The following is an 18,801-nucleotide window of genomic DNA, read 5'->3' as shown; positions in this document are numbered from 1 at the left end:
ACATCCAAGGTTTTGCCACAGATACATACGAACTTTCTCAAGGTTTTGTCTTTAGAAGTTAATGAAAGTGAGAAGCAAATTTACCTAATGCTAAAAGACGAAAAGAAATGCCAGTTTAAACTCTCAGTATTTGATGTTGAAGGTAAGATGTTGTATATGAAGGATATAGGCGATAAAAAGCATGTTCTTTTGAACTCGAAAATTCTAAAAATAGCCAAGAATACCTATTTCTTGGCAGGAAATTTTGCTGACAATTGCTCGGATTTTTCTTCAGGTTTTTATGTAACTCCTCTAAACAGAACAGAAGATATTCAATTTTTCAAATTTTCTGAATTGCAGAATTTTTACACTTACCTTTCTCCGAAAAGACAAGAGAAAATAGAGGGCCGTTTATTGTCTAAAAAACTCAAAGGGCGTGATCCTAAAATAAGGCATAGGCTAAATCTACAACAACCTTATGTTTTTGATAATCAAGTACTATTGGTAGGCGAGGTATATTATCCAGAGTACAAAAATGCGATAAATTATTCTAGAAATTCACTATTGCATTTGGGTGAAAACTACAGAACTGTGCGGGATTTTAACAATTATAAATTTACTCAAAGCTTGTTTTGTACATTTGATTTTGATGGAAAAAAATCATGGGATTATAGCGTTGATTTAAAAAATCTTGAAAGCGAGGTTTTGAACAATAAAGTGCAAGTTAGCAATGCTAAAGAAGGTATTTTGGTGGCATTTCCAAAAGATGAAACTATTTTCTTGAAATTAATTTCCAAAGACAAACCGCCAGTTGATTTTGTGCCGCTCAATATCGGTAGTAAAAACAAGGAATTTGTTTCTGATGTAACGGTCGATTTGTTTTCCTGGTACAAACAAACATTCTTGGCTTTTGGGTATAAAACTACTAGGGCTGCGAATTCAATAGGTAGCAGAGAGTTTTTTTATTTGACCAAACTTACCTACGAAAATCCAGAGCTCAATTCGAAAACTTTTTAATAAGCCAGATAATCACATTTAATAAAATGCTTATAATGAGCAGCGTGGTTATTGGGAAGTACAATTTGAAATTCTCTTTTTCTATTCTAATATCACCTGGAAGTCTCCCAATCCAAGAAAGTTTGTCTCCGAAGAAATAAATTATTGTACCAATCAATACGATAATTAGTCCAGCTACTATTATATATTTTCCATTTGTCATGGCCTGTATTTTATTTCGTTAGGTCCTTTGATTTAAATCTTTACAAAATTGTATTTTTTATAAGATAATTTAAAATAAAAAGTTTAATTTTGTGTGTATAACAAATAAATTAGATTAATCTAACAATGAATTACGAAGAACTATTAAAAATAAATCCCGTATTATTAGCCCTTTTTGGAACACTCTTTACATGGGGAGTTACTGCACTTGGTGCTTCTTTGGTGTTTTTCTTTAAAAATATAAACCGAAAATTTTTTAACCTGATGCTGGGCTTTGCTGCTGGGGTAATGATTGCTGCCAGTTTTTGGTCTTTATTGGCCCCAAGCATCGAAATGACTGAAGAAAAAGGTGGAATAGGCTGGATACCGGCAGTAGTCGGTTTCCTCGCTGGTGGAGCATTTCTTTTTGTTTTGGATAAGATATTGCCTCATTTACATCTTGGAGAAAAAACAGAGAATGCAGAAGGTATTAAGACTTCTTGGCACAGGAGCGTTTTACTTGTTTTAGCCATTACCTTGCACAATATTCCTGAAGGATTGGCCATTGGTGTAGCCTTTGGCGTTTTAGCTCAAGACCCTTCAATTGGTGTTTTGACAAGTGCCATTGCTTTAACCATAGGTATCGGCATTCAGAATTTCCCAGAAGGTGCTGCTGTTTCTGTTCCATTACGAAGAGAAGGATTTTCAAGATGGAAAGCTTTTAAATATGGACAATTAAGTGGAATGGTAGAGCCTGTTGCTGGAGTTTTGGGAGCATTATTGGTTCTTTATGCTACACCCATTTTACCATATGCATTGGCTTTTGCAGCTGGTGCTATGATTTTTGTTGTGGTAGAAGAATTGATTCCAGAATCACATAATGGCAACGAAACCGACTACTCGAGCATAGGAGTAATGGTTGGTTTCGCTATCATGATGTTTTTGGATGTTTCTTTGGGCTAAAAATCAAGGTGGCAATTGAGCCAACCTTCATCATATCTGGTGCTGTATTTATCATAGAAATTGATGGCTGGGATGTTCCAGTCTAATACTTGCCACATCATACCGGAGCAGTTTTCCTCTTTGGCGATTTCTATGGTTTTATCAAATAACACCTTGCCAAGTCCGCTACCTCTGTGCGATTCAGTCACAATAAGGTCTTCAAGGTACAAACGGCGACCTTTCCAAGTAGAATATCTGAAATAGTAAAGTGACATGCCTACTATTTCTCCATCAAACTCAACTAATATGCATTCAAATGCTTTTTTTGGGCCGAAACCTTCTTCTAGCATTCTTTCCTCAGTGTTTGTAACTTCCTTTGGAGCTTTTTCGTAAAGGGCAAGTTCTCTTACCAAAGCCATCATTGCTGGCACATCTTTGGCTTCAGCTTTTCTAATATTTATCATTTAAATTGCAAGTAATGATCCCATTTTTCTAAAACTTTTGTAAAATCCTCTGGAAGTTCAGAGTCAAACTGCATCCATTCTTTGGTAGTTGGATGTATGAATCCCAATGATTTGGCATGTAGAGCTTGTCTCGGTATAATTTCAAAACAGTTTTCTACAAATTGTTTATACTTTGAAAATAAATCTCCTCTCAAAACTTTATCTCCTCCGTACGTTGCATCATTGAACAGCGTATGTCCTATATACTTCATGTGTGCCCTTATCTGGTGTGTCCTTCCAGTTTCTAGCTTACATTTTATTAAAGAAACGTAACGCATGTTTTTTATAACTTCATAGTGTGTGATGGCCTCTTTACCATAATCACCTTCCGGAAAAACATCCGAAATTCTTCTGTCTTTAAAACCACGGCCTATGTGAGCGTTTATAGTTCCTTTTGGCTCTTTTGGCTCACCCCAAATGAGAGCATTATAGGTCCGTTCGGTAGTATGATCTGCAAATTGTTTGGCCAAAAACTGCATAGCATATTCTGTTTTGGCAATTACCAAAAGGCCAGAAGTTCCTTTATCTATTCTGTGAACTAAGCCAGGACGCACCTTGCCGTCTGTTCCAGTTGGTAAGTTGGCAAAATGATGCACCAAGGCGTTCACAAGCGTACCCGTGTGGTTTCCGTGGCCAGGATGCACCACCATTTCTGGCGATTTGTTCACTATCATCAAGTCGTCATCTTCATATACAATATTGAGCGGAATGTCCTCAGGTAAAACTTCACTAGGGATACCGCTTGCTTTTGCCAATGAAAGTGTAATTTTGTCCAGTGGCTTTACTTTATAGCTCGGCTTAACATTGTTTTCGTTGACTTTTACAGAATCTGTCTCGATGGCATTCTGAATTCGGTTTCTCGAAATACTTTTTAGGTGATGCGAGAGGTATTTGTCAAGACGCATGAACGTTTGACCTGGGTCAACATTGATGACAATGGTTTCGATGATTTCGTCCTCTTCGTCGTCAAAAGCGTCTATATTTTTTTCTAATGTATTCATATGGGTGCAAATTTCGTAAAATATGCTTGAATTCGAAAGCTTAATAAATATTCCAACGCCAGTATTTGAGATTTTCGACGATTTATTTCTTGAAAACGACATAAAAGTATTCGTAAAACGTGACGATCTTACGCATGAGCAAGTTTCTGGAAATAAATTCAGGAAATTAAAATATAATTTGATTGAAGCAAAAAACTTGGGATTTAAGAAAATTTTGACGTTTGGAGGTGCTTATTCCAATCACATTGCGGCCGTCGCCGAGGCTGGTTTTCTTTTTGGCTTTGAAACTTTGGGTATCGTAAGGGGGGATGAGCTCAACGAAGAAAGTAGTCCAACGCTCAAAATGGCATTTCAAAAAGGGATGCGGTTTGAGTTTGTGAGTAGGGAAGCTTATCGAAATAAGGAAATACTCTGCAGTAAGTTTTCGAATGAATATTTCGTAATTCCAGAGGGCGGTTCAAATCATTTGGCACTCAAAGGGGTGGCTGAACTTTTAGATGAGCAACCTCATCCCGAATACATATGTACTGCAGTAGGTACTGGTGGAACCATGGCTGGATTGTTGAATAATTCCGATTACAAAGGGAGGGTATTAGGATTTTCTGTATTAAAGAATAGTGATTTTTTGATAAATGAAGTTTCTGTCTTTTTGGAGAAAACCTTTCCTGATAATGCAGAACTAGAAACAAAATTTCATTTTGGTGGGTATGCAAAATATAATGACGAATTATTGAGATTTATAAGAGGATTTGAGCTCAAACACGGTTTTTATTTAGATCAAGTTTATACTGGTAAAATGTTTTTTGGTGTATATCAAAAGATAAAAGAAGGGCATTTTAAAAAAGGAACGCGTATTATCCTTCTGCACACTGGTGGTTTGCAAGGGCGTCTTCCTGAACTTTAATGGTTAGAGGCTTGGTTTCTTGGGTAATTACTTTCTTTGTAAACTATTTCATAATGACCTACAATGGATTTTACGAAGTTGCACTAAGCGATATTCGATTTTCATATTTAAGGTATTTCTTTTTTTGGAGTTCCTTATTTTTACATCTTTGAAGAATAATTTCTTCTCAAAATCAATGCGGCATATGCTAATTTTTGATAAAAAACAGTAAACAGCAAATCCAAAAGGATAAAATCAACGTATATGTTTGATATTCAAAACTTTTCTGAATCAGATTGGTTTTTACTTTGTTGTATTGGTAATTCATTTCTTAAAAACGATATCATGAAATTAAAATCTCTGTCGGTGTTTTTGTTTTCGGCCCTTATACTATTGTCGTCTTGTTCGCAAGCACAAAAGAAAACTAAAAAAGCTCAAGTAAATTTATCTGGCCTGTCTAAAGCCTACTTTGCGAGTGGGTGTTTTTGGTGTGTAGAGGAAGTGTTTGAGTCGGTAAAAGGTGTAAAAGAAGTAGTGAGCGGTTATGCAGGAGGGAAATCGTTGAATCCCACTTATGAAGAGGTAGGGAGTGGCAGAACAGGACACGCAGAGGCGGTTGAGGTATATTATGATGCAAAAGTGATAGATTTTAAAACATTGGTAAAAGTATTTTACGGATCACAAGACCCCACCACAATCGGCCAAGCTCCTGATTTTGGTCCCCAATATCGCTCAATTATATTTTACTCCAACCTAGAAGAAAAAGCAATTGCTGAGGCTGCAAAAGCAGACCTTGCAAAGTCTGGTATTTATAAAAAGCCGATAGTTACAGAAATTACGAAATTGGAAAAGTTTTATGACGCAGAAGATTATCACCAAGATTATGTCAAAAATAATCCGAGTCAATCCTATGTTGTTGGCGTATCTGTACCCCGTTTCCAAAGGTTTAAAAAGAAGTTTCCGGATTTGTTGAAGTGATTTGAGTATCTTTAATAATTGACTTACCTGTTTAGGTAAGTCTTTCTAAAACTACAAAGTAAACCTTTCGATTCGCTTTGTAGTGGTTTGTTATTCAAAGTCGGAAGCGACCCCTGCCCAACCTTCTTATCCGTAGTGAGATGCTTCAAAACAAAAAAAGCGAACCTTTCGATTCGCTTAGTGACCGTTTGTTATTCAAAGTCGGAAGCGACCCTTGCCCAACCTTCTCATCCGTAGTGAGACGCTTCAAAACAAAAAAAGCGAACCTTTCGATTCGCTTTGTGACCGTGTAGGGATTCAAACCCCAAACCTTCTCATCCGTAGTGAGACGCTCTATTCAGTTGAGCTACACAGCCATTTGGACTGCAAAAGTAGTGGTTTTCTTATTTATTCCAAAAAAAATGTCAGTTAATTTTTAAGTTCTGTAAGTTTTTCTGGGTTAATATTTTCATAATATTTCTTTATTTTGAGGATAATTGCCAAGCCCACAGCTACTTCCGAAGCTGCAACTAACATAATAAATAATGCAAAAATTTGTCCTTGTTCTGGTATTTTATCAAATTTACTAAAGGCCACAAAATTAATGTTTACGGCATTTAACATCAGTTCAACGCCCATAAGCATCAAAATTAGATTTTTTTTGGTAACTATTATCGCAAAGCCTATGGCAAACAATATGGCGGAAACAATAAGGTAAGGTGTTAAACTATTCATCTTTTTTAGCAATATAAGTGGCACCTATTAAGGCCATAAGCAATAGCACCCCAATAATCTCTAATATCAAAACCGAGTCTGTCATTAAATTATATCCAAGGTTTTTGATGTGCTGCTGAGGTTTAAAGCTACTAATGTTATACTTTGATTCAAGAACTAAAAATGAAAGTAGCAAAGACAAACTGACCGCAATGGTAAGACTAAAAACCATATCCTTGTTTTCAATATTTAGCCTACCTTTTCCCATTTTTTTGTTGGAGCTTAGCATGATACCAAAAATTAGCAATATCAATATACCGCCTATGTAAATCATGATTTGGGCAGCAGATACAAATTCACCACCTGCAAAAACAAATATGCCTGCTACGCCCAAAAAACTTACTAGAAGGCCATAGGACGCATATAAGACGTTTTTAGAAAACAAAACATACAATGCCCCAATGACTGCAACCAGACAAAAAATGCCAAATGCCACATTTCCATTTTGTAATTCCCTAAGAACTATTTCCATTTATGATTTGGGTTTAAGTTTAGGTACAAATTTTGCCGGTTCTTTTATTGTTTCTACTCCGGAATCAACTTTTTGATTAGGTTCAATTGCTGTACTATCAGTTATTGTAGGTTTGAGTTTTGGTACAAATCCAGCTGGTTTTGGGTTTGTATTGTTCTCATTTATATCAATATCTGGCTTAAGTTTAGGCGTGAATCCTGTTGGTTTAACATCTGAAACAACTTCAGCCGGTTTTTTAGGAACAAATTTAGGTTTTAAATCTATATTTGAATTTAAACTAACGATCTCCTCTGATACTATCGCTGATGGTTTTTTTGGTATAAATTTCAGATTTGTCTGTGCCTCAGAATTTTCTTTTGTTATTTCAACTGGCTTTTTAGGCAGGAATTTAGGCCTTTCTGTTGGTGTTATATTTTCAAATGGGGTTTCCGTAGCATTTGTCGGCTTCTTCGGAACAAACTTCGGCTTTAATTCTTCTGATTTATTTTCAACTACTTCTTTATGTTCAGGAGCAGAAATAATCGGCTTCTTAGGACTAAATATTGGTTTTGGCCTTTCGGCCGGTATTTCTTCTAAGTTTTCTCGTATTATTTCTGACTGAGTTGGCTTTTTTACAGCTTCAACCTCTGTTTTAATTTCATCAATAAACGTTGGTGGTTTAGGCTGAAAAGCACTCGGTATCTTTGGTTTAAAAGCCGAAACGGTATCTGATTTTGGAGCAGCCACCTCAGTTTTTGCCAATTTAGCTGCCTCTTTTTCTGCTACAAATTGGTCATAAAGGGTTCTTTTTTCTTCTGCTTCTTTTTCTGATAAATTTGAAAAGGCCAAGTTCAATAGGCTGACATCCAGCACACTGTAGTCGTATTCGCTGTTCATAGTGAGGCACTCTGTTGGGCAAACCGTGGTACAAAGGCCACAAAAGCAACACTTGGCCAAATCAATATCAAACTTAGCTGCATGAAGCCTAACTGGCGAACCATCTGAAGTTGTTCTTATCAATTCAGGTGACTTTATAGCTTCAATTTCAATGCAATCTACAGGGCAGATTTTGGCACATTTGTCACATACTATACAGTCATCTATCTCACAATCTAACTGATATCTGCCAATTTCTGGCACAGAAATGCTCTCGTGCGGGTACTGAAGAGTGACAAATCCTTCCGAAATTTTGAAATAATTTTCGTCCTGTACATTCAAGGCACCTTTGGTTTTTCGGGCTGCCCACAAATGCTTCAGGGTCAGACTCAAGCCCTTGGTGGTGGTTTTTATTCCTCTTTTTATGTTTTGAAAGTAGGCCATGTGCAAATATAGCTTCATTTTAAAACAATTTTAGTAGTTTTGAGATAAAATTAAAGGATAAAAACCTTTCCGATGGAAAAAATACATACGTTCGTTTTACCACCAAATATTGCATTGGATGAACAGCTTTTAGAACAATTTCTTAGAGATAAGTTAAATGTTTCGGCTGGCAAGAGCTTTTATTTCAGGAAGTTAAAGCAGTCTATTGATGCCCGAAAGAGAGATGTTAAAATCAATCTTGAACTAGAAATTTCGCTAGATTTTCCTTTTCAAAATACTGATTTTGGGAAATATGACTACCTCAAAAAACAATTTACCAAGACTTTAATAATCGTTGGATCAGGGCCAGCAGGTCTATTTGCTGCCCTGAGGTGTATTGAACTCGGTATAAAACCTATCGTATTAGAAAGAGGGAAAGACGTAAGAGCCAGAAGACGAGATATTGCAGCTATCAATAAAGAGCATATTGTCAATTCTGACTCAAACTATTGCTTTGGCGAAGGAGGTGCAGGAACCTATTCGGATGGCAAACTGTACACACGATCAAAAAAACGAGGAGACGTTAGGAGAATTCTGGAGATTTTGGTCAATCACGATGCCACTGAACAGATTTTGGTGGATGCACATCCACATATTGGTACCAATAAGCTCCCCGTGGTGGTGGCTAACATTCGTAAGACCATTTTGGATGGAGGCGGCGAAATTCATTTCGAAACGCGAATGACAGATTTTTTACTAAAAAACAGCAAGATTTTTGGCGTTGTAATAAATAATAAAGAAGAGATATTGGCCGATGGTGTGATTTTGGCCACAGGACATTCAGCAAGAGATGTATTTCAATTATTAAATGATAGAAAAGTGCTTATTCAGGCAAAACCATTTGCCATGGGGGTTCGAGTAGAACATACGCAAATGTTTGTGGATCAGTGCCAATATCATGCTGACAACCGTGGTTTGTTGCCTGCGGCATCTTATTCGTTGGTTGCACAGACTTACTACAATCAAATCCAAAGGGGGGTTTTTAGCTTTTGCATGTGTCCTGGTGGATTTATTGTTCCATCATCTACCGAACAGCACGAACTTGTGGTAAATGGTATGTCGCCCTCAAGAAGAGATTCAGTATTTGCTAATTCTGGTGTCGTTGTAGCTGTTAATGAACATGATTGGAAGGAATTTGAGTCTTTCGGACCTTTGGCAGCTCTGGAATATCAAAAATCAGTGGAACAAAATGCCTACAAAAAAGTAAAAGAGGCTATTGGTATTCATAAAGAATTTGTTCAAACTATGCCAGCCCAAAAAATCAAAGATTTTTATAAAAGTAGGAAATCATACCAGTTAAATGAGACCTCTTATCAGCCTGGACTTTTGGCCATGGATTTTAATGATGTTTTGCCAAAATCCATTTCAGAGCCATTAAAGGAGGGTTTTAAACAATTTAGTCAGAAAATGCGAAACTATGACGAAGGTCAAATGATTGGTATAGAAAGCAGAACATCCTCGCCAGTTAGGATTCCAAGAGACAAAGAAACATTGGAACACCTTGAAGTAGAAAGGCTTTTTCCTTGTGGTGAAGGTGCCGGTTACGCTGGTGGAATAGTGTCGGCCGCCATGGATGGAGAACGTTGTGTGGAAGCATTTGCAAACAAGTATTTGTAGAAGAATTATTTTAATTCTCGTTTTTTAACTTTATCTTTAGTATATCAAACAGGAATCCAACGTGTATTTTGAACCATTCATCAACTCACTTTCAAGTAAATTAAAAGGACCTCTGCCAGGTGTGGATTTTCAGCGGAAATTCATGCACGAGGAAAGGCTTATGTCCGATATTAAACCCAATGACACTACTCGTCAAAGTGCTGTTTTGGTGGCTTTTTATCCTTCAGATGGAGATGTTTATCTTCCTTTAATTCTTAGACCTGCTTATGATGGCACCCATGGAGGACAAATGGCTCTTCCTGGTGGGAAAATGGAATATTCTGACGAAAATTTGGTTAGAACCGCATTGAGAGAAGCTCAAGAAGAAATAGGAGTGAAAGCCATGGATGTGAACATTTTAGGCGAATTGACTGATGTTTTTATACCTGTGAGCAATTTTATTGTAAAACCCATTGTAGGTTATTTAGATTATAAGCCTGATTTTTTTCCTGATAAAAAAGAGGTTGAGAAAATATTTGAAGTGGAGTTTTCGGATTTTTTAAAACTTGAAAATAAAGGAATACGAAACATAACAGTTGGCAAAAGAAATTTAAGTGTGCCAGGTTTTGATATTCAAGATCAGTGGATTTGGGGGGCTACAGCCCTAATAATTAACGAAGTCGTGGAGATTGTGATTTCTTAATTTAAATGATCATAAATCAGTTTTGATATTACAGCCAAAGTTTTTACACCATCATCGGCATTTTTAAGGTTTTTAGATAGCAGTATTAATACATATTTACGCCCGTCAGGTAAAAATACGATTCCAGAGTCATGCTGCACTCCTGTAATCGATCCTGTTTTGTGGGCTACTTTTACGGTTTTAGGTAAATGTGCTGGTATTATTTCATTGAACTTCTGCTCAAATAATATCTCCATCATCAAAGAATTGCTCGGTTGCGTCAAAGCAATGTGTTCAAATATTTGCATAAGACCAAAAGGAGTGGTTTTGTTATTTAACCCAGCTTCAAAGGCTTTTTGGTCCTCTACACCTCTCAAAACTATATTTTCTTTGATATTCAAACTGCTAAGGAGTTTCATGACATTTTTAGCACCCACTTTATCTATAAGGATATTGGTGGCAAGGTTACTGCTTTTTGTCATCATTTCAAAAGTAAGGTCATGAATGGTCATTTTTTGCCCGATTTTTCGATAAAGGATATCGTCACTATCGTCATTTATGCTTAAAGAATATCTGCTTTTATCTACAATACTTTCAAATTCATTCTGGACAATTATGGAATCCGAAATTTTGAATTTCCCTTGTTTTTCCTGATTGAAAATTTCCAACATTACGGGTGTTTTCATGGTGCTAGCGGCATGGAAATATTCGTGGGCATTAATAAAAATAGTATCGCTATTATCAAGATTTTTGAAAGCAAGTCCAAAATCCCCTTCGGTTTTAGACATTAATTCAATGATTTGATCTTTTAATCTAATATTTTTTTGTCCCGAAATATTCATACATGTAAATAGGAAGCATCCGAAAGTGATGAGGGCTGATTTTTTCATTTTTTAAAAATAGATAATAAAAAATTTTAATTACGTCAAAATTATTTAGTTTCGCAATTGAACAAAATACATTTATGAAAAAAATTATCCCAATTTTAATTTTAGTATCTATTGCAACGTATTCTTTTGCAAAATCCAAAAAAATAATTGATGCAAAAACAGATGCTATTTTTACCCAATATTGCTCCAGTTGCCATGGAGAAAAAATTGAGGCGTTTGTAGATAGAAAATGGAAGTATGGAACCACCAAGGTGGATATTGTAAAAACAATCACCAATGGTGCGGTAGATGCTGGTATGCCTTCTTGGAAAAATACGTTGTCTTCAAAGCAAATAGACAATTTGGCCAATCAAATTGTTAAAAGTTTGGCAAATGTTGACCAATATAAGTTTTCTTCAAAACCCAAAACCAATATTTTTAAATCTGGCTCTATGAATTTGAAATTAGATACAGTGGCGACGGGTTTTGATAGTCCGTGGGGTATTACCCAACTACCAGACGGCCAACTTTTAGTAACCGATAGAGCTGGTAAACTATATAAAATAGACCAAAATAAACAAAAAACGGAGATAAAGAATACCCCAAAAGCTCTTTCAAAAGGACAAGGTGGGTTGTTGGACGTAGAAATTCACCCACAGTATGCTTCGAATGGCTGGGTCTATCTAAGTTATTCAAAATATAAAGAAGATGCAGGAGCAACCTGGACCACCACCGCCTTGGTAAGAGGAAAAATTGTGGGGGATGAATTTATTGAATCCAAAGAAATATTTGAGGCAAATCCTTACACGAAAACCACGCATCATTATGGGTCGAGGATTGTTTTTGATGACAAAGGATATTTGTATTTAAGTGTTGGCGAAAGAGGAAAGCATTTTGAATACGCACAAGGTACAGAAAATGATCTTGGGAAAATCCACAGAATTTTTGATGATGGAAGAATACCCGAGGACAATCCCTTCTTTGGGAAAGCACCTAATAGTCAAACACTTTATACGTATGGAAATAGAAATCCCCAAGGATTAACGCAGCATCCTATTACCAAAGAAATCTGGGAGCATGAACATGGTCCAAGAGGTGGTGATGAAATTAATATTGTTAAAAAAGGAGTAAATTATGGCTGGCCAACTATCAGTTATGGTATCAATTATGATGGCAAACCCATAACCAATCTTTCTAAAAAAGAGGGTATGGAGCAGCCAATTCATTATTATTTGCCATCTATCGCTCCTTCAGGAATGGCGTTTGTGACTGGTGATAAATACCCATCTTGGAAAGGAAATTTGATCATAGGCTCTTTGAGGTTTAATTATTTAGAGCGGGTAGTTTTGAAAGAAAATAAAGTGCTAGAAAACTACAAGGAACTACTCAATATAGGAAGGATGAGAAGTGTGAAAATGGGTCAAGACGGTTTCATTTATATTGGTGTTGAAAATCCGGGTATGGTGTTTAGGTTGATACCATTGAGTAAATAATTCTAAATGTCCTTTAGTATTTTTTTAAAGAAAGAAGATTTTTTTTTGTTAAGTAATTAATTTTAAGATTTTTATATGTTGAAAATCCCAATATTTGCGGCGGTATTTCTAAGTTTTTTTTTCGCAGAAGACTTCACATCATATACCCAGAACATCCCAAATTCTAATGAAAAAATAGAAATGGTAGCGATAAAAGGAGGGAAGTTTATGATAGGAAGTCCAGCAACTGAAGCTGCCAGAAAACCAGATGAAGGTCCTCAAAAGGAAGTGGAAATAAGTCCGTTTTGGATGTCAAAGTACGAAACCACTTGGGATACGTACTTAATTTTTCAAAACAAAGAACTTGAAACAGAAAAAAACTTAAAAGTGGATGCCATAGCCAGGCCAACTAAACCTTATGTTGAAATGAGCTTTGGCCAAGGAAAAAATGGAGGGTTTCCTGTTTGTAATGTAACACAGTTTGCAGCAAGAGCTTATTGCAAATGGCTATATCAAACAACAGGTATTTTCTACAGATTACCAACTGAAGCAGAGTGGGAATACGCGGCTAGGGCTGGAACCAATACGCCTTACTATTTTGGAGATAATCCGAAAGAAATTGGTGAGTATGCATGGTATTTCGATAATTCAAACGGAGCCTACAAGATAGTGGGAGGAAAAAAACCAAACGCTTGGGGGCTGCATGATATGTACGGAAATGTAGCCGAATGGACTTCAGACTTTTATGAAGAAAATTACTATTCTAAAATTTCAGCAAAAGATCCTAGTAATCAAATGTTTGAATTGTATCCGCATACCATAAAGGGAGGGCATTGGGATGACGATGCTGATCTTTTGCGAAGTGCAGCCAGAAGGCCTTCTACACCTCGTTTGAAACAACGTGACCCTCAAATACCACGTTCAAAATGGTGGCTCACAGATGCTCCATTTTTGGGTTTTCGAATTGTAAGACCAGTGATTGTGCCTTCACAGAAAGAAATTGATGCTTATTTTGCTCTTCCACCGGTGGATGAGTGATGCCGTTAAATGTATTTTTAATTTAGAATTTGAAATTACAATTTTTAATGTCTATTTTCGATAAAAATAACTTATACATATTCAACCAAAAAATAAACGAAAAATGAACAATTTAGATAGAAGATCATTCCTAAAAAGTACTTCACTTGCCACTGGAGCCATTATTGCGGCCTCTCCACAAATGTCTTCTGCCTTTTACGCCAATGCTGGGGATGAAATAAAAGTAGCACTCATTGGTTGTGGGGGAAGAGGTACTGGAGCTGCATTTCAGGCACTTTCTGTCAAAGAAAATGTAACTTTAGTAGCGATGGCTGACGCATTTAAAGACAGAGTAGATAAATGTTACACCTCTTTAATGTCAGATAAAAACCCAAAAGTAAAGGCTAGAGTAAAAGTGGCCGAAGAAAATAAATTTGTCGGTTTTGAAGGATACAAAAAGGCCATTGCTTTAGCAGATGTGGTGATTTTGACGACACCTCCAGGTTTTAGACCCATTCACTTTGAAGAAGCTGTAGCCCAAGGTAAACACATTTTTATGGAAAAACCTGTTGCTACAGATGCACCAGGAATCCGAAGAGTGCTGAAAGCTGCAGAAGAATCTAAAAGAAAAAACCTCAAGGTAGTTGTGGGTCTTCAGAGACATTACCAAAAGTCATATTTGGAAACTTACGATAGAGTCATCCATCAGAAAGTGATTGGAGATATAGTATCTGCGAGATGTTATTGGAACAATGATGGTGTTTGGGTGGTAAAGCGTGAAAGTCAGATGACAGAAATGGAGTATCAAATGCGTAATTGGTATTATTTTGTATGGTTATGCGGTGATCATATTTGTGAGCAACACATTCATAACATTGATGTTATAAACTGGTTTAAAGGGGGGCATCCCACTGAGGCAATTGGAATGGGAGGAAGAGAAGTTAGAAAAGGCAATGAATATGGCGAGATTTTTGATCATCATTATGTGGAGTTCCAATATGGCGATGGAATGATTTTGAATAGTCAGTGTAGGCATCAGCCAGGTACAGTTTCTAACGTTTCGGAGCATTTAGTGGGTACCAAAGGCCGTGCCACTGAGGGTAAAATAACCGATTTAGCAGGAAATAGCCTTTGGAGACACAGAGATGCGGATGATAAAAATCCTTATCAAGTAGAACATGATGTTTTGTTTGATTGTATAGTAAATAACAAACCTATAAATGATGCCGAAAATGGAGCAATGGCCACCATGACGAGTATTTTGGGAAGGATGGCCACATATTCTGGCCAAAAAGTGAAATGGGAGGATGCCATTAACTCAAATATAAATCTCATGCCAGATAAGTTTGATTGGAATGCTATGCCAAAAACTCTTCCTGACAGCAAGGGATTTTATCCAGTACCTGTACCTGGAAAAGATAAGATTATATAATAGCCTAAGTTTAACAATATGATGTGTTCATGAAAACTATTGCTTTTTTATTTTTAATAATATTTGGCGTAGTGGGTGTATGTACCAAGTTTTTGAAATTGGAACTCTATTTCAATATATTTTTGGGACTTTTCATTCCATTACTTGCTCTGTATTATTTATTTAATAGAAAATCAAAAAAGTTGCCTGTCGATAAACACATAATTTTTGCTTTATTGACCTTATATATATCAGATTTGTTAGAGCTCAGTTTTTTTAAAGACTTGCAGATTAAGGATAAAATTCAAATTTCACTTCATTTAATTATCCAATTTTTGTTTTTAATAGTTTTTAGAAAAGAAGGGGCAATTTTAGTCCAGGAGTCAAAAATAGATGTTCTAAAGATTTTTATACCAGCAGGATTAGTTTTCCTTATTTTCGGATATTTTGTATTTGATGAAACTAAGGTTCTCAATTACATCCTGCTGGTTTTATACGCCATTTTGGTAGTTATCTTGTTCATTCTAAGCATGTATAGGCCCATCAATAATTACTCATTTTACTTTGGAGTTTTTGGAATGACCCTCTTGTTTTTATATGGACTATTTTATTTTTTATTCTCTTCGCAGAATAGTATTGAGCAGTTTTATGGGATTAGTTTTGGTTTTTATGTATTTTCACAAATATTTCTCTTTGAAAGCTTTTCTACAAATCTAAAACCAAAATATGAATAAAAATAGTTTGATATTTTTGTTAGTATTTTTATTACTGGCACTAGAGGTAACCTTCTATTACACTGGCAATTTCTACCTAAACATAGCAGTTAAGTTTTTCATTGGTACTTTGTTGGTTTATTTTTATTATATCCAAATAGAAGGAAAGCTTCTTTATACAGACAATATTTTCTTCATAGCTTTTGCTTTCGGTTTTATGGGCGAGATAGGATTTGTTTACCAAAAAACTGAGGTTTTAAATTCAATATTGGTTTTTCTGTATTTGGTTGAGCATCAGTTGTATATAATTCTTCTTAGACAGCCCAATTTTCAAAAGAAGAATATGACCAACTTTGATTTAATGAAAAAAGGCTGGCCATATATTCTAACGGCATTTTTATTTTTTGGATTTTTCTTAATGGAAATCGTGCCTGATTCAATATTTGTCTTGATGATATTTTACGTTTTCCAATTTGCCATTATGGGGGCGTATTCCTTGATGCTAAACAACAGTTTTGAGGGCAAAAAATACATCATAATTGCGGTTGGCCTAATGGCTGTTTCTGATATTATTTCTTCTTGGTATGTGTTTTTAGGAGACTTTAAATTTGGCTACCCTATTATTAGGACGCTATATATTTCCTCAAAGTTTCTCTTGGCATATGGGTTTATTCTAAACAGGAAAAAAATATTAGCAGATGCCGCTAATCATTGGGAAACGGGAGATATATAAAGCCAGCAAACGCTTGATCTATTACAAATAGACAACAATATTCTTCAGGGTCTTTGTAGTTTTCCTTGAAAAACTCAACTGATTCCTCACCAATCATATTTCTTGAAATGAATTCTTCCAAAAAGCTGGCTCTGTATTCATAAGTAGTCTTAAAATCAACTTGCTGAAACAATGTAGCTCCGATTTCAACTGGATTTTCGGTTAAAATAAAAATTGGATTTTCTGAAAACTTCCTCTTAATTATTTGATAAGATGCTTCTTTTAAGTGTTCAGAAACTTTTATAAAGTCAGAAGAGACTTTTCCCATGAGCTTTTGATTGATTTCTGGAGAATTGGCATCATCCATTAATACATTTTCATTGCTGTGATTTATCATATCGTCTGTTAGTTTTAGAATCTGGCCGATAGAATTAGGCCCAAGTCTTTATATTTTAAATTAAACCTTTTGGCTAAATGTAAATTGGTAACACTGCCTTTGTAGCAAACTACTCCTTTCATAAACCATTTATTCTGAAAAATCATTTCATTAACACCACCCAATCCTTCTGTTTTTAATAATACAGGCGTAAAAATATTGCTCAATGCAATACTGGCTGTGTGAGCAAAGCGAGATGCGATATTAGGTACACAATAATGTATCACATCGTGTTTTTTAAACACAGGACTACCATGGCTGGTAACCTGGGAGGTTTCGCAGCAGCCTCCATGATCAATCGCCACATCGATAATTAGTGAGTTTGGTTTCATTTTAGCCACCATTTCTTCAGTAATCACCATCGGAGCTACTCCAATTTCGCTACGCAACGCACCTATCACCACATCTGCTTCTTGTATGGCATTACTTAGGTTTACTGAATCAATAATTGAGGTGAAAATTCTACTTCCGACTGCATATTGAAGCCGCTGAAGTCTATAAAGTTGCCTATCAAAAACCTTGATATTGGCTCCCAATCCTAAGGCTGATCTTGCGGCAAATTCTCCGACAGTTCCCGCTCCGAGAATTACCACGTTGGTTGGCGGCACACCTGTTATTCCACCGAGAATAATCCCTTTACCATTGTTGACACTACTCAAATATTCCGTACCAATTAACAAAACGGCACTACCAGCAATTTCACTCATAGCTCGGATAATGGGGAATTCTCCAACCTTATCTTCTATAAATTCAAAAGCAATGGCAGTTATTTTTTTCTTATTTAAATTGTTAAAATAGGCTTGATCCAAGACTGGCAAATTGAGCGTAGAAATAAGCGTAGCGTTTGGTTTAATAAATTCAAACTCTTCTTCTTTCAAAGGTTCGATTTTTAGAATTATATCATTCTCAAAAATTTCTTTGTGGCTAAAAACAATATGAGCACCGGCATTTGAATAGTCCATGTCTGAGTAATTTGCACTCAGTCCAGCACCAGTTTCAACTGAAACTGACATGCCGTTTTTGACCAGTAGGGCTACCGCATCAGGTGTCAAGGCTATTCTTTTTTCAAATTCTGAAGATTCCTTGGGAAGTCCCAAGCTTAGGCTATTGTGTTTTTGTTGAATAGCAAAGGGCGATTCTTTAGGACTGATGGCCGAAGCCCGAGCAAGTTCTTTTAAAGTATCTGTTGCCATTATTTTATAATTTTAAGATATATATTTCTTGAAATGTTCTCGTTGTGTTCAATATTTATTTCCAAATACGGAGTAGGAAGAATGGGTTCAATAATTTGTGGCCATTCTATCCAGCATTTTTTGCCAGAATCTAAGTATTCTTCAATTCCAAAATCTAAGGCTTCCTCTAAAGAACGCAACCTGTAACAATCAAAATGAAAAACTTTGTCATCATATTCATTCACATAAGAAAATGTAGGGCTGCTTATTAAATCTTGAATGTGGAGTTTATTGGCTAGAATTTTTATCAAAGTAGTTTTTCCAGCTCCCAAATTCCCCACGAAAGTCCAAACTGGAAGCTCATTTCCAATTTTAATTATTTCATCTGCAACTTGTGAGAGGCCCTCTACCCCAACATTTAAATATTTCAATTAAGACTGTTTTTTTGCAAATTTAATATTTAAAAATTCTAGAGTTTATTAATTGCGACTTTTTTAAAGTTTTGTATAATTTCAATTAAATAAATATTCTAAAAATCAGCTTTTTAGGGCAAATTATCATTTCTTATTGATTTTGTTAGATTAAAGCAATGACCTTAAATATTTTTTATAATAGAAAGTGACAAAATGATATAAAATTTTCGGAACTTTGAGCTGTGATTTTGTCCTCATTACA

Annotated in this window: 20 protein-coding genes, 1 tRNA gene and 1 pseudogene; 11 read left to right on the top strand and 11 right to left on the bottom strand. The window is 35.8% G+C overall.

All coding sequences use genetic code 11. From position 1 onward, the window contains the following. Nucleotides 1–996 (top strand): annotated as a pseudogene (locus tag EGI24_RS04685) (hypothetical protein); the annotation flags it as partial. Here the strand turns inward: EGI24_RS04685 and EGI24_RS04680 are convergent. Continuing rightward, on the bottom strand, nt 977–1,198 hold the full coding sequence (locus EGI24_RS04680; protein WP_255047183.1) for a DUF2905 domain-containing protein: 222 nt from the start codon (nt 1,196–1,198) through the stop codon (nt 977–979). The pseudogene EGI24_RS04685 and the gene EGI24_RS04680 overlap by 20 nt on opposite strands. Nucleotides 1,199–1,323: 125 nt before the next feature. Here EGI24_RS04680 and EGI24_RS04675 point away from each other — a divergent pair, with 125 nt between their 5' ends. Continuing rightward, nucleotides 1,324–2,139: a ZIP family metal transporter gene (locus EGI24_RS04675; protein ID WP_255047182.1), complete on the top strand. Its 816-nt coding sequence runs from the start codon at nt 1,324–1,326 to the stop codon at nt 2,137–2,139. Here EGI24_RS04675 and EGI24_RS04670 read toward each other — a convergent pair. After that, nucleotides 2,136–2,582 (bottom strand): GNAT family N-acetyltransferase, encoded by a 447-nt coding sequence (locus EGI24_RS04670; protein WP_255047181.1) that lies wholly within the window; start codon nt 2,580–2,582, stop codon nt 2,136–2,138. The genes EGI24_RS04675 and EGI24_RS04670 overlap by 4 nt on opposite strands. After that, entirely contained in the window at nt 2,579–3,622 is a 1,044-nt protein-coding gene (locus EGI24_RS04665; RefSeq protein ID WP_255047180.1) for an RluA family pseudouridine synthase, read from the bottom strand. The genes EGI24_RS04670 and EGI24_RS04665 overlap by 4 nt, the downstream gene beginning before the upstream one ends. A 22-nt stretch (nt 3,623–3,644) precedes the next feature. Between EGI24_RS04665 and EGI24_RS04660 the strand changes: the two genes are divergently transcribed. Together EGI24_RS04660 and msrA are read left to right on the top strand one after the other, a co-directional pair. Further along, nucleotides 3,645–4,526, top strand: a complete 882-nt coding sequence (locus EGI24_RS04660) for a 1-aminocyclopropane-1-carboxylate deaminase/D-cysteine desulfhydrase (protein ID WP_255047179.1) — start codon at nt 3,645–3,647, stop codon at nt 4,524–4,526. A gap of 324 nt (nt 4,527–4,850) precedes the next feature. Next, nucleotides 4,851–5,483, top strand: a complete 633-nt coding sequence (msrA, locus tag EGI24_RS04655; protein WP_255047178.1) for a peptide-methionine (S)-S-oxide reductase MsrA — start codon at nt 4,851–4,853, stop codon at nt 5,481–5,483. 282 nt (nt 5,484–5,765) lie between these two features. On the opposite strand, the gene EGI24_RS04650 is transcribed toward msrA, so the two are convergent. From EGI24_RS04650 to EGI24_RS04635, 4 genes are all read right to left on the bottom strand, one after another. Then, a tRNA-Arg gene (locus EGI24_RS04650) sits at nt 5,766–5,839 on the bottom strand. 52 nt (nt 5,840–5,891) lie between these two features. Further along, nucleotides 5,892–6,197, bottom strand: coding sequence for an NADH-quinone oxidoreductase subunit NuoK (gene nuoK / locus EGI24_RS04645; RefSeq protein WP_255047177.1), 306 nt, complete (start codon nt 6,195–6,197; stop codon nt 5,892–5,894). Then, nucleotides 6,190–6,708, bottom strand: a complete 519-nt coding sequence (locus EGI24_RS04640; protein ID WP_255047176.1) for an NADH-quinone oxidoreductase subunit J — start codon at nt 6,706–6,708, stop codon at nt 6,190–6,192. Before EGI24_RS04640 ends, nuoK begins: the two co-directional genes overlap by 8 nt. Then, nucleotides 6,709–8,025 carry a 4Fe-4S dicluster domain-containing protein gene (locus EGI24_RS04635; RefSeq protein ID WP_255047175.1) on the bottom strand — a complete coding sequence of 439 codons (1,317 nt, stop codon included), beginning with the start codon at nt 8,023–8,025 and terminating at the stop codon, nt 6,709–6,711. A 54-nt stretch (nt 8,026–8,079) separates the two neighbouring features. Here EGI24_RS04635 and EGI24_RS04630 point away from each other — a divergent pair, with 54 nt between their 5' ends. Next, nucleotides 8,080–9,663, top strand: a complete 1,584-nt coding sequence (locus tag EGI24_RS04630) for an NAD(P)/FAD-dependent oxidoreductase (protein WP_255047174.1) — start codon at nt 8,080–8,082, stop codon at nt 9,661–9,663. Between the two features lie 61 nt (nt 9,664–9,724). After that, nucleotides 9,725–10,345 (top strand): CoA pyrophosphatase, encoded by a 621-nt coding sequence (locus EGI24_RS04625; RefSeq protein WP_255047173.1) that lies wholly within the window; start codon nt 9,725–9,727, stop codon nt 10,343–10,345. Here the strand turns inward: EGI24_RS04625 and EGI24_RS04620 are convergent. Continuing rightward, nucleotides 10,342–11,214 carry a serine hydrolase gene (locus EGI24_RS04620; protein WP_255047172.1) on the bottom strand — a complete coding sequence of 291 codons (873 nt, stop codon included), beginning with the start codon at nt 11,212–11,214 and terminating at the stop codon, nt 10,342–10,344. The two genes, EGI24_RS04625 and EGI24_RS04620, sit on opposite strands and share 4 nt — an antisense overlap. 74 nt (nt 11,215–11,288) lie before the next feature. On the opposite strand from EGI24_RS04620, the gene EGI24_RS04615 reads away from it, so the two are divergent. From EGI24_RS04615 to EGI24_RS04595, 5 genes are all read left to right on the top strand, one after another. After that, nucleotides 11,289–12,686, top strand: coding sequence for a PQQ-dependent sugar dehydrogenase (locus EGI24_RS04615; protein ID WP_255047171.1), 1,398 nt, complete (start codon nt 11,289–11,291; stop codon nt 12,684–12,686). A 75-nt stretch (nt 12,687–12,761) separates the two neighbouring features. Continuing rightward, nucleotides 12,762–13,703, top strand: coding sequence for an SUMF1/EgtB/PvdO family nonheme iron enzyme (locus EGI24_RS04610; RefSeq protein WP_255047170.1), 942 nt, complete (start codon nt 12,762–12,764; stop codon nt 13,701–13,703). A 103-nt stretch (nt 13,704–13,806) separates the two neighbouring features. Next, nucleotides 13,807–15,114, top strand: coding sequence for a Gfo/Idh/MocA family protein (locus EGI24_RS04605; protein WP_255047169.1), 1,308 nt, complete (start codon nt 13,807–13,809; stop codon nt 15,112–15,114). A gap of 122 nt (nt 15,115–15,236) precedes the next feature. Then, nucleotides 15,237–15,827, top strand: a complete 591-nt coding sequence (locus EGI24_RS04600; protein ID WP_255047168.1) for a hypothetical protein — start codon at nt 15,237–15,239, stop codon at nt 15,825–15,827. Continuing rightward, nucleotides 15,820–16,539, top strand: coding sequence for a lysoplasmalogenase family protein (locus EGI24_RS04595; protein WP_255047167.1), 720 nt, complete (start codon nt 15,820–15,822; stop codon nt 16,537–16,539). Before EGI24_RS04600 ends, EGI24_RS04595 begins: the two co-directional genes overlap by 8 nt. On the opposite strand, the gene EGI24_RS04590 is transcribed toward EGI24_RS04595, so the two are convergent. Genes EGI24_RS04590 through tsaE form a run of 3 tightly spaced genes read right to left on the bottom strand, consistent with a single transcriptional unit; the run spans nt 16,511 to nt 18,557 of the window. Next, on the bottom strand, nt 16,511–16,915 hold the full coding sequence (locus EGI24_RS04590; protein ID WP_255047166.1) for a hypothetical protein: 405 nt from the start codon (nt 16,913–16,915) through the stop codon (nt 16,511–16,513). The genes EGI24_RS04595 and EGI24_RS04590 overlap by 29 nt on opposite strands. A gap of 14 nt (nt 16,916–16,929) precedes the next feature. Continuing rightward, nucleotides 16,930–18,147 (bottom strand): alanine dehydrogenase, encoded by a 1,218-nt coding sequence (locus tag EGI24_RS04585; RefSeq protein ID WP_255047165.1) that lies wholly within the window; start codon nt 18,145–18,147, stop codon nt 16,930–16,932. Continuing rightward, a complete protein-coding gene (gene tsaE, locus EGI24_RS04580) occupies nt 18,147–18,557 on the bottom strand; it encodes a tRNA (adenosine(37)-N6)-threonylcarbamoyltransferase complex ATPase subunit type 1 TsaE (RefSeq protein WP_255047164.1) in 411 nt (136 codons plus the stop codon). The genes EGI24_RS04585 and tsaE overlap by 1 nt, the downstream gene beginning before the upstream one ends. Between the last annotated feature and the right edge of the window lie 244 nt (nt 18,558–18,801).

It is taken from the genome of Lacihabitans sp. CS3-21, assembly GCF_024343675.1.
In the GTDB taxonomy this organism is placed as follows: domain Bacteria; phylum Bacteroidota; class Bacteroidia; order Cytophagales; family Spirosomataceae; genus Leadbetterella.
Note: the sequence above shows the minus strand (reverse complement) of the source record. Positions and strands in the feature narration are given on the sequence as shown.